A 15,530-nucleotide genomic window follows, 5' to 3' on the forward strand; every position below is an offset into this window, starting at 1 on the left:
CCGCCTTATACCCGGTACAGCAAATTGCTTCACATATTGATCCTATTGCAGATCTTCCTGAAAACGCAAAAAAAGCCCCTTCTCTACGAGGAACCGTCCAATATTACTCGTAGAGAAGGGGCGACTGTGTGCCTGAATATATGTTTTTGTTTAGCCTATTTTAAACTTCCATAATGATTGGCAAAATCATCGGTCTACGACGAGTTTGCTCATACAGGAAGCGTCCCAGTGCATCTTTAACATTTGTTTTGAGTGAAGCCCACTCGTTAACGTTCTCACTCATCAACTTCTGCAATGTGCTGCTAACGATCCGGTTGGCCTCATCCAGTAGTCCTTCCGATTCACGTACATACACAAATCCACGAGAGATGATGTCAGGACCGGAAACAATTTTTCCATCCTGTTTGCTCAGTGTTACCACAACAACAAGGATACCATCTTGTGACAACAATTTGCGGTCACGAAGTACAATGTTACCCACATCGCCTACACCCAAGCCGTCGATCAACACATTACCTGCAGTAACTTTACCTGCTCTACGTGCTGCTCCACCTTGAATTTCAATCACTTCACCGATATCCGTGATGAAAATGTTCTCAGGTTCTACCCCTACAGACTCAGCAAGAACCGCGTGGCGACGCTGCATACGGAATTCACCGTGAATTGGCAAGAAGAATTTCGGTTTCATCAGGTTGAGCATCAGTTTCAGCTCTTCCTGGCTACCGTGACCAGATACGTGGACGCCACTGTTAGCACCGCTGTAATGCACGTTAGCACCCAGACGGAACAGTTCATCAATCGTACGGCCTACATATTTTTCATTACCTGGAACCGGTGTTGCTGCGATAATGACGGTATCACCTGGCAGGATGTCCACTTTACGGTGTGTGGAACGAGCCATACGTGTCAATGCTGACATTGGCTCTCCTTGACTTCCTGTGCAGAGAATCACGACACGATCAGCTGCCATCTTGCCTACTTCTTCAGGTTCAATGATCATGCCATCCGGAATCTCAAGATAACCCAGTTCTGAAGCAATACCAACCACGTTCACCATGCTGCGTCCGATAACTGCAACTTTACGTCCAGTCACTTCTGCTGCATTGATCACCTGTTGGATACGGTGTACGTTGGAAGCAAATGTCGCTACAACAACACGTTGACTAGCTTTACGGAAGATATCTTCCAGAACGATACCCACATTTTTCTCCGATGGTGTGAATCCAGGTTTCTCAGCGTTTGTACTGTCGGACAACAGCGCTAACACGCCATTTGTTCCGATCTGTGCCATACGCTGAAGATCTGCATATTGACCATTGACTGGAGTATGGTCGAATTTGAAGTCACCTGTGTGAACAACTGCACCTTCCGGTGTTTCGACACATACACCAACTGAATCCGGAATACTATGGTTAGTAGCGAAGAACGATGCTTTCAGAACAGATCCAAGTTGGATCTCGGAATCAGCATCAATCAGAATACGTTTTGTTTCACCCAGCAAATTCGCTTCTTTCAACTTGTTTTCTACAAGTCCAAGCGTAAGTCTTGTTCCGTATACAGGAACATTCAGATGTTTGAGAACATATGGCAGACCACCAATGTGATCTTCATGTCCGTGAGTAAGGATGATTCCTCTTACTTTGTCACGGTTCTCAGTCAGGTAAGAAATGTCAGGGATGACAATATCAATACCAAGCATATCTTCTTCCGGGAATTTAAGACCAGCATCTACGACTACAATGTCGTTGGCGTATTGGATGACGTACATATTTTTACCAATCTCGCCTACGCCGCCCAAAGCAAAAATCATCAGTTTATCGTTATTATTTTTCTTAGACAAATGAATCTAAACCTCCTATGGTAGTTGGACGTCGTACCTTATTATTTATTGTAAGTTAAGAAAAGTAGTCCATACATCACATACCCACCTATCGGGATGAATGCAAAAGAACACCTTTATTCACGATATTTGGAAGAAGTTCTTCGAAGTTATTCCCTTTGACCAACAAGTTGGATTTGAAATTCCCTCTTAGCCGTTCCTTCCTTTTTCACCGCAAAGCTACACCACGAAACGATGTCGCTTTCAATTTCAAAAAAATACCGCACCCAGTCACTTGACATCATTATACATGATTAAAAACAAAAAAAACAAGTCACTCTCTCGTTAACCTGTAGGTTTCCCCTTAGCAGTGGAAAAGAAACCTCACATTACTCGTAAAAAAAAGAACCGCAGCCTCTACGAAGAGGAGCGGTTCTTTTGCTAATCTGAAGGATATTACCATGATTAATAAAATAGTCCATATACAACCAAAATGATTACAAATTAAGCAAACCTTTGATATAAACCTTCTCCTCTTCCGTTGGCGGAATAAGGGGCAACCGTACGGAGCCAACGTCTAGACCACGCAATGTCAGCGCATATTTTACCGCTACCGGGTTCGGTAGAGGCTGTGGACACTCAAACAGGCCTTTGAACACTGGGAACAACTGCTGATGAATCTGAGCAGCCTGAAGAGGTGCTCCGCCATAGAAGGCGTCAATCATTTTTTTCATTTCTGCCCCTACGACATGACTGGCCACGCTGACAATTCCATGTGCTCCAACCGCAATCGCTGGTAAGCCTGAAGCATCATCACCGGAATAAACTCTGAAATTTTCTGGAGCACTTGCTGCAATCAGTGTAACCTGCTCCATGGACGCACATTCCTTCGTAGCGACGATGTTAGGAATCTGTGCAAGACGAAGCGTTGTGGCTGCTGACAGGCTGGTTACTGTACGCCCAGGCACATTGTAGAGCATAACAGGTAGTTTGGTTGAGTTTGCAATTGCTTCAAAATGTTTGAACAAACCTTCTTGACTTGGTTTGTTGTAATACGGAACAACCAGCAATATGCCATCCACTCCGGCACGTTCAGCTTCCTGTGTCAAATGGATGGAATGTGCCGTGTTATTGCTTCCCGTTCCGGCTATAATTTTGCACCGACCGGCCGCATGTTTCACTGCAAATTCGAATAATTGAACTTTCTCAGTATCACTAAGTGTTGGAGACTCCCCTGTTGTTCCAGAAACCACAAGCGTCTCCGACTTTTGATCTACAATCAGATAGTCGATTAGACGTGCCGTTTCCTCCCAATGAATCTCTCCTTGTTCATTGAACGGAGTGACCATTGCTGTAATCAATCTTCCAAAGTCCAATTCGATTCCTCCTTCAAAACAGGTTTGGCTCCTCTAACTTCAGTTATTTACAAATGAAGTTCGAATGAGGCGTGAAGTGCCCTCAGGGCCTGAACCATATCTTCTTTTTTTACGAGTACCCAGATCGTTGTGTTCGAATCTGCCGATTGCAGGATCTGAATGTCTGCCAGTGTCAAGGACTCCACGATTCGAGCCATGATTCCAGGTACACCATTAATGCCTCCGCCAATGACGGACACTTTGGCACAACCGGACAGGCTTTGTGGCTTGAGACCTATCTCCTGCAATACCTGTATTGCATTCTCGGAATCACTGTCAAAAACCGTATAGACAACTCCCGAGGGGGTAACATTAATAAAATCAACGCTGATTGAATTCTCAGCCATGGTTTTGAACACTTTTAGTTGCAATCGATCTGCACCACCAGGCACATCCACCGTAATTTGCGTTACATTGCTCACGTAGGCGATGCCTGTTACATAACGGTCAACAATGCCTGTCTGCACATCCTGGAATCCTTCCGGATGCGTAACCAGCGTTCCTTCCGTGTCTGCAAAAGTAGATCTTACCCGTACTGGAATCTGGGATTGCATCGCAATCTCAACCGCACGTGGATGGATAACCTTGGCCCCGTGGTGGGCCATGTTACAGATCTCTGCATAACTCACAACAGTCAGTGGACGTGCATCCTCAACAATTCGCGGATCAGCGGTTAGTATCCCGTTCACATCTGTGTAGATATCCACCATTTCAGCACGTAATGCTGCACCGAGAGCTGTAGCAGACGTATCGCTTCCCCCACGACCCAGTGTCGTGAAGTCTCCGTTCTCTGTCTGCCCCTGGAATCCGGTTACAACAACGACACGGCCAAGCTGAAGCTGCTCCAACACACGAACAGGACGGACATCCAATATCCGGGCATTCCCGAAATTGTCGTCCGTCACAAAACCTGCTTGTGCACCGGTCAGCACTGTAGTTGGAATGCCTTCATGTTCGAGTAAACTGCTCAACGTTGTCGCAGATATGATTTCACCACAGCACAGCAGTAAATCCTTTTCGCGTGCGGATAGTGCGTTTCCGTTCTGTGCAGCCCAGTCTAGCAACGTATCAGTCGCATATGGCTCGCCGCGGCGCCCCATCGCAGACACAACGATGACCAGACTCAATCCTGCTTCAAGTTCACGTTTAACGTGACGGAGCACATGCTCTCTCGCCTGAACAGTGGAGAGAGACGTGCCTCCGAATTTCTGTACCATGATACGCATCTTTATTCCTCCATTTGTGTACGCAAGAAGACTGGACACGGGTCAAATCAACAAATGGATCACTCTAGGGAGCGTTCTGATGCGATAATTTCAGCATTTTATACGGCATTCCATCCCGCTCCTTTTTTTGTAATTGTCTAGGACAATCGCAAATTTAAGGTCGCGGTTGTTATCGAGGTCATGACGCATACATTCACAATAGACCTCTCCCGCTTGCTTAACCTGTACTGCCCGCAAGCAGGAATGCCTTATATACAGGAACGTGGACATAGTAGCTGTTCAATCCAGCATATCGTCCCCCATGATTTTCTTTGTCTCTCGAACCCCTTCATTTCTCCAAGCGCATAAACGTTGTCACCGAATCATTGTTCCATCAAGCCTGTGAAGAACGCTCCACAATCATCGGCTGCAACTGTTTGCCCTCAAGAGCACTCCAGCAAGCCTCTGGAATCAATTCCATTTTGGCGACTAACGAGTTTGGTTTTTTCACTGGATCGTCTTGCCCAAATGGCACAAAATACAAGTATTTAGCCACGAGCAATTTGGCGATATTCGCAGCATTCAATCCCAGACCGTCATTCGTGGAAATCGCGAGCACAAGCGGACGCTGATTGCGCATCTGCGCTTTGGCTGCCATAAGCACTGGACTGTCGGTCATCGCATTAGCCAGCTTGCTTGTTGTATTCCCTGTGCATGGAGCAATCACCAGCACATCAAGCAGCTTGGAAGGCCCTAATGGCTCCGCTTCAACAATTGTAGAAATGATATCATTACCTGTTATATCTTTCAACTGTTTTTGCCAATTTTGCGCCGTACCAAAGCGTGTATCCGTCGTCAGAACCGAATTCGAAATAATCGGAATGACGTTGGCACCTTCAGCTACGAAGCGGCTAATTACCGGCATAACCTCTTCAAACGTACAATGAGAACCCGTAATTGCATAACCTACCGTTTTTCCCTGCCAGTTCATGATTTAACCTCCCGTGCGTTCTGTTCTTCCAAAAGCAAACGGATCAACGCGTCGGCAATAATGCCGCCAGCCGTTTTGGGAGCAACAATGCCGGGGAGGCCAGGCGCAAGTAGCGCTTTGATACCGCGTTTGTCGGCATACCTGAAATCACAGCCGCCAGGAGCGGATGCGAGGTCGATAATGACAGCCTTTTGCGGCATTCTGGACAGGATTTGTGCTGTGATTATCATAGTCGGTATCGTATTAAAAAGCAAGTCAACTTCCCCGGTTTGAGCGGCCAAATCCGTTGTCATGAAAGGCTTCCAGCCCATTATTGCAGCGCGGGCAGCATCCTCTTCCCGCCTGATTCCCACCCGTACATTTGCTCCAAGTCCCTGCAATGTTTTGGCCATTGTGAATCCTGTTCGACCAATGCCAAGCACAATGCATTCCGAACCATGGATTGTGAAGTCCGTCTCCCGAATAGCTATGGCGATGGCTCCCTCAGCTGTTGGAATAGAGTTATAAAGTGCAATATCATCACGATCAAGTACTTCAACAAGTCGCAGCCCATTTTCAAGACAAAGTTCGCGCAAGAACGGCTTTGCCATACCTGTGAACACAATACAATGCTCTGGTAATGCTGCAATATGTTCCTTTTTCAAATAGATCGGTGTGTCACTGAATGAAGTACTTACTTTTCCCTGGTCATCGCATCCGACAACAGGCAGTACCAGTACATCTGCGGAAGCAAACACTTCATCCTCCAGTTCCTGGTGCTCGATCCCTGGAATGGAACGCTCTATTTTATCGAAACCCACCACACTTACCGTTGCATCCAGCTCAGCGCACTTTTGAATGACTTCAAGCTGCCGCGCATCTCCGCCCAGGACTACAATCCGGACTCCGGTCAGCATCGGGACGTCACTCCTTTCACCACATGTATGCCTTATCGTATGCAGGGGCCCACAGGGGGGTGAAAACAATAATTGCATTCCACCGTCCGTTTCTCGAATGTAAAAAAGAGCCGCCCCTGTCAGGGACGACTCTAAAGAATGGGTATATTTACGCTGCTTATTTCCCGGTATGACCGAATCCGCCTTCGCCACGTACCGTTTCCGAAAGTTCATTCACTTCCGTCAATTCAACCGCAGGCACGGTCTGGAAAACGATCTGTGCGATGCGCTCTCCCCGTACAATCGTGAACGGTTCCTGACCCAGATTAATCAACAGAACTTTAACTTCTCCGCGATAATCCGCATCAATGGTCCCCGGTGTGTTGAGGCAGGTAATTCCATGTTTGAAAGCCAGTCCGCTCCGAGGACGAATCTGTGCTTCCAATCCAGCTGGCATTGCCATCGCAAGTCCGGTAGGAATCAGCGTACGCTGACCCGGCTGCAATACAACGTCTTCCTGAAGTGCAGCTACTACATCAAAGCCGGATGCCAGCTCCGACATTTTTTGAGGCAGTTTAATATCTTCATTGCCCGGCAGTTTCTGTATTTGAACGTAATGCAACAAAATCATCCCTTCTCAATCCAGCGATCGTTTTATCTGAAGCGCCAACCATAGCAAGTGCAAAAGGTTCAGCAAACATCAGATCAAGTACCGCATTAATATCGTCCATGGTAACTTGCTCAATTTTGGTGATCATCTCATCCAGCGTATGGTGTCTGCCCAGCATGAGTTCGTTTTTACCCAGACGATTCATGCGACTGCCTGTGCTTTCCAAGCTCAGAATCAAGCTGCCTTTGAGCTGTTCTTTTCCTTTACGAAGTTCATCTTCGGACAAGCCGTTAACAGCCAGATCGCGCAGAACCTCTTTGGTCAGATCGAGCACTTCTTTGGTCTGTTTTGGTGCTGTACCCGCATATATCGTGAAAAGTCCGCTGTCCGCATGAGAGCTATGATAGGAATACACGGAGTACGCAAGACCCCGTTTCTCACGAATTTCCTGGAACAGTCTGGAGCTCATGCCTCCACCAATGGCGTTATTCAGAACAACCATAGCGAATTGCAGCGGATCTCCGATTTTACAGCCCGGGAACGAAATACAGATATGATTCTGTTCCGTTTTCTTTTTGTGAAAGAGCTGTCCGCTTTGGAAGGCTGGCATCGTGACTGCTTCCGTTACTCCATTTACATCAAAAGCACCAAAATGCTTCTCCATCAGATCGATTACACTGTCATCAATATTACCCGCGATACTAATGACCGTGTTCTCAATCGTGTAGTGCTCCTTCATATATGCACGCAGATGACTGGAATCCATCGCTTTGAGACGTTCTTCCGTACCCAGGATTGGGTATGCGAGTGGATGCTCACCATAGGCGGCCAAGGCCATCAGATCATGAACCATATCATCAGGCGTATCTTCATACATCGAGATTTCTTCCAGAATGACGTTTTTCTCCTTGATCAATTCACCATCATCCATTTTGGAGCGGAAAAACATATCAGACAATACATCAACCGCAATCGGCAAATGTTCATCCAACACCTTAGCATAATAACACGTGTATTCTTTGGAAGTGAACGCGTTCACGTTACCGCCAATCGCATCGAACTGCTCCGCAATCGCCTTGGCATCATAACGATCTGTTCCTTTGAACAGCATGTGTTCAATAAAATGTGATACTCCGTTACTTGCAGGTTGCTCATTGCGCGAACCTGTCTTGACCCATATTCCGAAAGACACAGAACGGCAGGTCGGTATCTGTTCCATGACAACTCTGAGGCCATTGCCCAGCTGAATTTTTTTCATGGTTGGCCCTCCTACATCTCTATAATTGCCTTGATCTCAACCTTGAAATTGAAATCGACATTTGGTTCCAACTGTTTGATATTAACAAAAAAACAACGTTCACTCAACCGCAGAGGTATTTACACGTTCCGAGGACAGCGTCTCACTTACTGTTCCGAGCACCAAACCTTTGGCCCGTATGGATTGAATCATACCCTTTAAAGCTCCCGAAGAAGCAGCTGTAGGGTGCATTAGAATTAAAGTGCCTGCCTCGGTATTTTTAGCAATTTTGGCAACAACAGCATCCGGGCTTGGTTTACGCCAATCCACAGTATCTACTGTCCATAACACGGTTTGCAGTCCCATGGATGAAGCAATGTCAACGGTCTTTTGATTAAAGTCACCGGAAGGCGGAGCAAACCAACGATTCTCTACGCCCAGTGTTTTATGGAGCAGATCCTGGGTTTTGCTAATTTCCAGCTTGGCCCGTTCTGCGCTCAATCGACTCATGTTAGGATGAGAATATGCATGGTTGGACATCTCATGCCCACGCTTCTGAATTTCTTTGGCCAGTTCAACGTTTTTGCTTAACCAACTTCCATCCAGAAAAAAAGTAGCCTTCACTTTCTCGGCATCAAGCGTATCCAGCATCGGTTTAATGTATTCGTTCCCCCAGGCCACATTAATCATAAAAGAAACCATCGGTTTGTTTGCATTGCCCCGATAGATCGGATGTGCACCCAAATCTTTAAGCTGAATCTCCGGCTCAATCTGACGGTAGACATACGCTATTTTGGTATTCAACGTTCCACTCAGCGCCTTACGGTATGTCGCTTCCACATCAATCTCCATGCCATTATAACCAGGAATCGCTTTCCATACCCGATCCACTCTGGCATTCACCGGAGCAATTTTCGTTTCAGCCGCTTTATCCCGAATCGCAGACAACAGCGCATCTTCTCCAGTTGCCTCCTTAAACATGTCAAAAGCATTTTGCGTACCTGGCCCATCACGGATCTCCGTAATGTATGTACGTACACTGCCAACTTGTCCGATCAATATGACCGCAGTCACACCCGCCAGAACAGCCGCCAGCTTTTTGGATTGGTTTCCCACAGCTCCATCCTCCCGCCGTCTTTGTCCCCATCATATGAGGACAAGGGCAAAAATATGAATGCTAAGCCATGGTTTCATCCTTGCTTTACATATTTAAACGTTAAAAAAAGAGCCAGAAATTCACATTCTGTCTCTTCATTCAATCTATCCATTTATAACATGTCGCTTCGGTATCCTAGGATTGAGCCGGAGCTTCAGCAGTCAAAACTGCTTTACGGGACAAGTTGATTCGACCTTGTGGGTCAATTTCCGTTACTTTTACCGTAATGGAATCACCGATAGCTACAACATCTTCCACTTTGGCAACACGTTCAGTTGACAGTTGCGAGATGTGCACCAGACCTTCTTTGTTCGGAAGTACTTCAACGAATGCACCGAATTTCTCTACGCGTTTTACTTTGCCGACATAAATCTCGCCGACCAATACTTCGCGCACAATACCTTCGATGATCGCTTTGGCTTTATCATTCATCTCCTGGTTGGAAGAAGCGATAAAGACACGTCCATCCTGTTCAATATCAATTTTAACACCGGTTTCTTCGATGATTTTATTGATAATTTTACCACCTGCACCGATCACATCACGGATTTTGTCCGGATTGATATGCATCGTTGTAATTTTAGGTGCATATTGTGATAACTGCTCACGTGGCGTATTCATCACTTCAGTCATTTTGCTCAAGATATGCAAACGACCTTCTTTGGCTTGAGCCAATGCTTCAGACAAAATTTGACGATCAATACCATCAATTTTGATGTCCATTTGAATCGCAGTTACACCTTCAGGTGTTCCGGCTACTTTGAAGTCCATATCACCGAGGTGATCTTCCATACCTTGAATATCACTCAGAATGGATACATGATCTCCATCTTTGATCAGACCCATAGCTACACCCGCAACTGGAGCTTTGATTGGTACACCTGCATCCATCATAGCTAGTGTGCTGGCACAGATACTTGCCTGGGAAGTTGAACCGTTGGATTCCAGAACTTCAGATACGAGACGAATCGTGTATGGGAAGTCTGTTTCGGAAGGGATGACTTTGGAAAGCGCACGCTCACCCAGAGCACCATGTCCGATTTCGCGACGGCCTGGAGCACGTAATGGACGAGCTTCACCTACGCTGAATGGTGGGAAATTATAGTGATGCATGAAACGTTTCGTTTCTTCAAGACTGATTCCGTCCAAAATCTGAACGTCGCCCAGTGCACCAAGGGTACAGATGCTAAGTGCTTGTGTTTGTCCACGTGTGAACAAACCTGAACCGTGCGTACGTGGCAGCAGGGAAGTATCACATTCAATTGGACGAATCTCAGCAAGTCCACGTCCATCCGGACGAACTTTATCATGCGTGATCAGACGGCGCACTTCTTCTTTAACGATATCGTGCAGGACTTCCTTCACGTCTTTAAGCAATTCAGGACTTTCAATATATTTCTCTTCGAAGTGAGCAACAGTTTCGTCATTCACTAGATCGATTGCATCTTGACGAGCATGCTTCTCGGCAATTTTAACCGCTTCAACCAGACGAGCACTTGCGAAATCACGCACACTGCTGTTGACTTCCGCATTAACGGCATGCAACTTAACAGCCATTTTTTCTTTACCAGCAACTTGCACGAGTTGTTCGATTACCGCAACAATATTTTTGATCTCGTCATGTCCAAACATGATTGCTTCAAGCATTACTTCTTCCGGTAATTCGTTTGCTTCAGCCTCAACCATCATGATGGCATCCTTGGTTCCTGCTACCACCAGCTCAAGTTCACTGACTTCAAGCTGTGCAATCGTTGGGTTAATGATGAACTCACCATCAATACGTCCAACTTTCACGCCACCAATCGGTCCGCTGAATGGAACATCCGAAATGCTCAATGCTGCTGATGTACCAATCATTGCAGCGATTTGCGGTTCACAATCCTGGTCCACACTCATAACGATATTCAGAACTTGTACATCATTCCGGAAGCCTTCAGGGAACAATGGACGAATTGGACGGTCTGTCAGACGGCTTGAAAGAATAGCTTTCTCACTCGGTCTGCCTTCACGTTTAATAAATCCACCCGGGATTTTACCTACGGCGTACAATCTTTCTTCATAGTTCACCGTTAATGGGAAAAAGTCCAAATCTTTCGGCTCACTTGATGCTGTCACGGTACACAATACCACGGTATCCCCGTATGTTACCTTAACGGCAGCATTAGCCTGCTTGGCCAAACGCCCGGTTTCAAACGTAAGCTTTCTTCCGCCAAGCTGCATTTCAACACGCTGTTCCATGAAATTCCTCCTTTTATTCGTCCTAACTCAATGGATTCTGCATATTCACAGTATTTCCTGCTTGTCCTGCATTCATTAGCTATGTAAGATCTTGCAACATGCTAATCTGCACAACAAAAGCTCCTCACGGAGCCCCATCTACAAATATATGGCAACATGTTCATCTACAAAACAACCCGGCTGTAGGTTCCGCTTGTCCTTTTAGACAAAAGAATGACGGATAACAGCCAGGTTGGTTTTGAAAACATGTACGATAATTAACGACGCAATCCGAGTTTTTCGATCAGTGCGCTGTAACGTTTAACATCTTTGTTTTTCACGTAAGCCAAAAGCTTACGACGTTGACCTACCATTTTCAAAAGTCCACGACGTGAGTGGTGGTCTTTCTTATGCGTACGCAAGTGATCTGTCAAACTTCTGATGTTTTCCGTAAGGATAGCAACTTGCACCTCTGGAGATCCTGTATCGGACTCGTGAGTTTTGTGCTCGTCGATCAGTTGTTGTTTACGTTCTTGAGTCAATGCCATCCTGTTCACCTCCTTCAATATAATCGCCATTAGCCTCGTCACCGCCGGTGAGAGCAAGCAACCAAGCCAAGGTTAATGTTGTCTCAATCGACAACGTAGTACAGTATATCATAATTGCCTAGTTAAAGTAAATGTAAACATACATTTAATCCTGAACCTTTAAGATAACAGGCGGCCGGCAGTTAATGCATCTTCACGAATCTGGCTGATCAAGGCATCAATGGAGTCAAACTTTCGTTCTGCACGAATATAGTGAACGAGCTCAACCTTTAGTTCCTGGTCATATAGGTGTCCATCAAAATCAAGCAGGTGCACTTCAAACGTAGGTTTCATCCCACTTTCGTGAAACGTAGGTTTCACACCGAGATTCATTACGCCATGCAGTTCCTGTTCGCCATACTGCACACGAACAGCGTAAACACCCTTCGACGGGGTAACGTAATGATCCGTGAGTTCAAGGTTGGCTGTAGGAAATCCAATCGTTCGTCCACGCTTCTCCCCGTGAATGACGGTTCCTCTGATGCTGTAAGGTCGGCCAAGCCAGTGACTGGCCTCATCCATCTCCCCACGCTTCAACAAGCCACGAATGAGAGAACTGCTCACTTTTTCACCATTTAACAAGAAAGGAGGAACGGTTTCCACCGTCATCTCTCCTTCTCCCAAAGTACGAAGAAGTTGTTCATCCCCTGCACCCTTGTGTCCAAAACGGAAGTCAAAACCCACCACCGCTGTTCGTGTCTGAAGAGGAATCAACAAGTCGTGTACGAATTGTTGCGGTGTCAACCGTGAGAAATCTTCATTGAACTCCACCACATACAGTACATCAACGCCCATTCCTGCCAAGATGTCTTCTTTATCTCTCAAGGGAGTTAAATAACCCTCGTAATCCCCTTTGCGCATAACTTCCTTCGGATGTGGATGAAAGGTCATGACCGCTGCCTGCATGCCCGTTTCCCGCGCAATGCGGACAGCTGATAAAATGACACTTGCATGTCCGAGATGCAGTCCGTCGAATTGACCAATCGCAAGCACTTGGGGCAGTGTGCTCAGCTCAGTCGAATGTAACGTCTGCGGATAGGTTAGCATTACGGTTTTCACAATCATTCACCTGCATTTCACTAGATAGGCCAAGCTTGAGCATCACCACAACTCCAAGCCCGAAACCTCTTTATTCCGGCAAAAAGACTTTAACTGCCCTCACCGTTGGTTTTAGTTCATCCCGTTCAAATATCCCCAGAAACGTACCATCCTGAGCATACAACCGCAATAAACCAGGTTGCTCTACAGGCGGTTCCAGAAGACGTGCAGACAGTTTCTGACCTTGAAGTGCTCCTTTGGCCTGTTCTTCTCCAACCTTGTGGGCCGGAATTGAAGCAATAGCCTCGTCAACAGGAATCAGCGCCTCCGCCAAAGTCCCTTCAGCCATAAGTTGTTCCACTTCTTCAATACGAAGACAACGATCTGCAGAGATACCTGCCGATATCGTACGCTCCAGTTGAACCATGGTCGATGGATATCCGAGTTGCCGGCCAATGTCTACACACAATGTACGAATATAGGTACCTTTTGAACACAAAGCCCGGAAGGATATATCGGTGGTCTCACCCTGAGTCTCAATCCCTGTAAGTTCGAGCTCATAGATTGTGACCTCTCGGCTCTTACGCTCTACCGTCTTACCTTCACGAGCAAGTTCATAAAGACGTTTACCGTCTACCTTTACCGCAGAATACATGGGTGGTACCTGAGAGATCGTGCCCAGAAACTGTTCAAGCACCTGTTGAACCTGTTCCTGTGTTACTTCCACAGTCGTTTCAGCCCGCTCAATGACTTCCCCTGTCATATCCTCTGTGTCAGTAGAGAGTCCCAATCTGAGCGTAGCAAGATATTCCTTCGGAAGCTCCTGCATGTACTCCACCACACGTGTCGCCCGTCCAAGACAGAGCGGCAGAACGCCTGTAACTTGTGGGTCAAGTGTGCCCGTATGCCCAATGCGCTTCATTTTGAGAATGCGACGCATTTTGGCTACAACATCATGAGAAGTAAATCCCGCCGGTTTATATACCGGAAGTACACCTTCAAATGGCTTTACCATTGTGAATTCACCTGCTTCAGTACTTTTGCGACAATATCATCAAGTTTTCCTTCCAGACGACATCCGGCTGCGAGCACATGCCCGCCTCCGCCAAAGGTCTGTGCTAGTGCAGCAACATCAATCTTCCCAGCTGAACGCAAAGAAACCTTGACTGCATTCTCGTTGATGACTTTGAAAAAGATACCAACTTCCACGCCCTGAATGTTGCGCGGATAGTTCACTACCCCTTCAAGATCTTCATTAGCTGCTCCACAAGCCACCATATCATCTGGTGTAATAACAACCCAGGCTATCTTTCCATCATCTGTCATCTGCAGGCTTGATAGTGCCTGATTCAAAATCCGAACTTGCGGAAGAGTCACCTGCTCCAACAATGTCTGGGCGAGATAGGGTCCATCCACGCCATGTTCAAGCAGTCTGGAGGCCGTTGTCATTACATTTGGACTGGTGTTGGCATAGCGGAACCCACCTGTATCCGTAAGCAATCCTGTATAAACTGCCGTCGCAACATCTTTATCCCATGTTACTTGGAACAGGTTAAGAAAATCGAACAAAATTTCAGCCGTTGCAGCAGCATCTGACTTAATGATGTTGACTGTACCATAACCGTCATTTGTAGGGTGATGATCAATATTCAAAATAACAGCATCGTCTTCGAAATAATGACGTGTCAAACCTACTCTGGCAAAGTCTGCACAATCCACACAGATAACAGCTTTGTATTTTCGCTGCGGTGGTTGTTCGGTCATGTTCACAATGTTGCCTGCTTCCCACAAAAATTGCATGCGCCCGGGGATTTCACCTTCATTAATCATCGTGAATGTCTTACCCAGACATGACAGCAGCCAGCCCACCGTTACCGTCGAGCTGACTGCGTCACCGTCCGGCTGTACATGCGACACGACCAGGTAATCATCATGCTCCAGCAGAAATTGCTTTCCCGCCTGGAGCGCCTGTTCATAAGTGTGCATTGCCGTCTCCTCTATTCTGTTACTGGGATTCGTTCTTGTCGGAACCAATATCGCCAAGCAGCTTCTCAATTCGGCTGCCATAAGCGATGGATTCATCAATCTTAAATATCAATTCGGGAACATGCCGGAACCGGATACGTTTACCCAGCTCGGAACGCAAAAATCCATTTGCTTTTGCCAGAGCTTTGAGCGTGTTATCTTTTTGTTCCTGTTCACCGAAGACACTCAGATAAACTTTGGCTTGCGACAAGTCTCCTGTCACTTCGACTCCCGTTACCGTAATAAAGCCGATACGTGGATCTTTCAGTTCAGACTGGATGAGCAGACTGATTTCTTTCTTGATCTGCTCGCCCACTCTACCTGTACGAATCTTAGCCATCGTTGTTCACCTCAT

At 46.5% G+C, this 15,530-nt stretch carries 14 protein-coding genes; all 14 read right to left on the reverse strand.

Annotated elements, in window-relative coordinates; all coding sequences use genetic code 11:
* Positions 1 to 160: 160 nt before the first annotated feature.
* The 14 genes from BLS69_RS12205 to rbfA all read right to left on the reverse strand — a co-directional run bounded on the left by BLS69_RS12205 (position 161) and on the right by rbfA (position 15,515).
* Positions 161 to 1,840, reverse strand: coding sequence for a ribonuclease J (locus BLS69_RS12205; RefSeq protein ID WP_076208870.1), 1,680 nt, complete (start codon positions 1,838 to 1,840; stop codon positions 161 to 163).
* A 476-nt stretch (positions 1,841 to 2,316) separates the two neighbouring features.
* Complete coding sequence (dapA, locus tag BLS69_RS12210; RefSeq protein ID WP_091031836.1) at positions 2,317 to 3,195, reverse strand: 4-hydroxy-tetrahydrodipicolinate synthase; 879 nt, start codon at positions 3,193 to 3,195, stop codon at positions 2,317 to 2,319.
* 47 nt (positions 3,196 to 3,242) lie between these two features.
* Positions 3,243 to 4,460: an aspartate kinase gene (gene dapG / locus BLS69_RS12215; RefSeq protein ID WP_091031838.1), complete on the reverse strand. Its 1,218-nt coding sequence runs from the start codon at positions 4,458 to 4,460 to the stop codon at positions 3,243 to 3,245.
* Positions 4,461 to 4,833: 373 nt separating this feature from the next.
* Complete coding sequence (locus BLS69_RS12220) at positions 4,834 to 5,430, reverse strand: dipicolinate synthase subunit B (RefSeq protein WP_062833836.1); 597 nt, start codon at positions 5,428 to 5,430, stop codon at positions 4,834 to 4,836.
* A complete protein-coding gene (gene dpsA / locus BLS69_RS12225; protein ID WP_091031840.1) occupies positions 5,427 to 6,326 on the reverse strand; it encodes a dipicolinate synthase subunit DpsA in 900 nt (299 codons plus the stop codon). Before dpsA ends, BLS69_RS12220 begins: the two co-directional genes overlap by 4 nt.
* Positions 6,327 to 6,483: 157 nt before the next feature.
* Positions 6,484 to 6,930 carry a dUTP diphosphatase gene (dut, locus tag BLS69_RS12230; protein WP_017689132.1) on the reverse strand — a complete coding sequence of 149 codons (447 nt, stop codon included), beginning with the start codon at positions 6,928 to 6,930 and terminating at the stop codon, positions 6,484 to 6,486.
* Positions 6,890 to 8,173, reverse strand: a complete 1,284-nt coding sequence (locus BLS69_RS12235) for a M16 family metallopeptidase (RefSeq protein ID WP_062833834.1) — start codon at positions 8,171 to 8,173, stop codon at positions 6,890 to 6,892. The genes dut and BLS69_RS12235 overlap by 41 nt, the downstream gene beginning before the upstream one ends.
* A 99-nt stretch (positions 8,174 to 8,272) precedes the next feature.
* Positions 8,273 to 9,268, reverse strand: a complete 996-nt coding sequence (locus BLS69_RS12240) for a polysaccharide deacetylase family protein (RefSeq protein WP_047842504.1) — start codon at positions 9,266 to 9,268, stop codon at positions 8,273 to 8,275.
* 175 nt (positions 9,269 to 9,443) lie between these two features.
* Positions 9,444 to 11,546 carry a polyribonucleotide nucleotidyltransferase gene (gene pnp / locus BLS69_RS12245; RefSeq protein ID WP_091031843.1) on the reverse strand — a complete coding sequence of 701 codons (2,103 nt, stop codon included), beginning with the start codon at positions 11,544 to 11,546 and terminating at the stop codon, positions 9,444 to 9,446.
* A gap of 257 nt (positions 11,547 to 11,803) precedes the next feature.
* Positions 11,804 to 12,073 carry a 30S ribosomal protein S15 gene (gene rpsO, locus BLS69_RS12250; RefSeq protein ID WP_056700672.1) on the reverse strand — a complete coding sequence of 90 codons (270 nt, stop codon included), beginning with the start codon at positions 12,071 to 12,073 and terminating at the stop codon, positions 11,804 to 11,806.
* Positions 12,074 to 12,232: 159 nt separating this feature from the next.
* Entirely contained in the window at positions 12,233 to 13,171 is a 939-nt protein-coding gene (locus BLS69_RS12255) for a bifunctional riboflavin kinase/FAD synthetase (protein ID WP_371129042.1), read from the reverse strand.
* 70 nt (positions 13,172 to 13,241) lie between these two features.
* A complete protein-coding gene (gene truB / locus BLS69_RS12260; protein ID WP_091031845.1) occupies positions 13,242 to 14,165 on the reverse strand; it encodes a tRNA pseudouridine(55) synthase TruB in 924 nt (307 codons plus the stop codon).
* Positions 14,159 to 15,136, reverse strand: coding sequence for a DHH family phosphoesterase (locus BLS69_RS12265; protein ID WP_091031847.1), 978 nt, complete (start codon positions 15,134 to 15,136; stop codon positions 14,159 to 14,161). Before BLS69_RS12265 ends, truB begins: the two co-directional genes overlap by 7 nt.
* Positions 15,137 to 15,155: 19 nt before the next feature.
* Positions 15,156 to 15,515 (reverse strand): 30S ribosome-binding factor RbfA, encoded by a 360-nt coding sequence (rbfA, locus tag BLS69_RS12270; RefSeq protein ID WP_017689140.1) that lies wholly within the window; start codon positions 15,513 to 15,515, stop codon positions 15,156 to 15,158.
* Positions 15,516 to 15,530: the final 15 nt, after the last annotated feature.

The organism is Paenibacillus sp. CF095, from assembly GCF_900101225.1.
Classification (GTDB): domain Bacteria; phylum Bacillota; class Bacilli; order Paenibacillales; family Paenibacillaceae; genus Paenibacillus.

Excerpts from the sequence above, each read along its gene's own strand:
- BLS69_RS12235 (WP_062833834.1), bottom strand. The coding sequence starts at position 8,173 with ATGAAAAAAATTCAGCTGGGCAATGGCCTCAGAGTTGTCATGGAACAG.
- rbfA (WP_017689140.1), bottom strand. The coding sequence starts at position 15,515 with ATGGCTAAGATTCGTACAGGTAGAGTGGGCGAGCAGATCAAGAAAGAA.
- dpsA (WP_091031840.1), bottom strand. The coding sequence starts at position 6,326 with ATGCTGACCGGAGTCCGGATTGTAGTCCTGGGCGGAGATGCGCGGCAG.
- BLS69_RS12265 (WP_091031847.1), bottom strand. The coding sequence starts at position 15,136 with ATGCACACTTATGAACAGGCGCTCCAGGCGGGAAAGCAATTTCTGCTG.
- truB (WP_091031845.1), bottom strand. The coding sequence starts at position 14,165 with ATGGTAAAGCCATTTGAAGGTGTACTTCCGGTATATAAACCGGCGGGA.
- pnp (WP_091031843.1), bottom strand. The coding sequence starts at position 11,546 with ATGGAACAGCGTGTTGAAATGCAGCTTGGCGGAAGAAAGCTTACGTTT.
- BLS69_RS12220 (WP_062833836.1), bottom strand. The coding sequence starts at position 5,430 with ATGAACTGGCAGGGAAAAACGGTAGGTTATGCAATTACGGGTTCTCAT.
- rpsO (WP_056700672.1), bottom strand. The coding sequence starts at position 12,073 with ATGGCATTGACTCAAGAACGTAAACAACAACTGATCGACGAGCACAAA.
- dapG (WP_091031838.1), bottom strand. The coding sequence starts at position 4,460 with ATGCGTATCATGGTACAGAAATTCGGAGGCACGTCTCTCTCCACTGTT.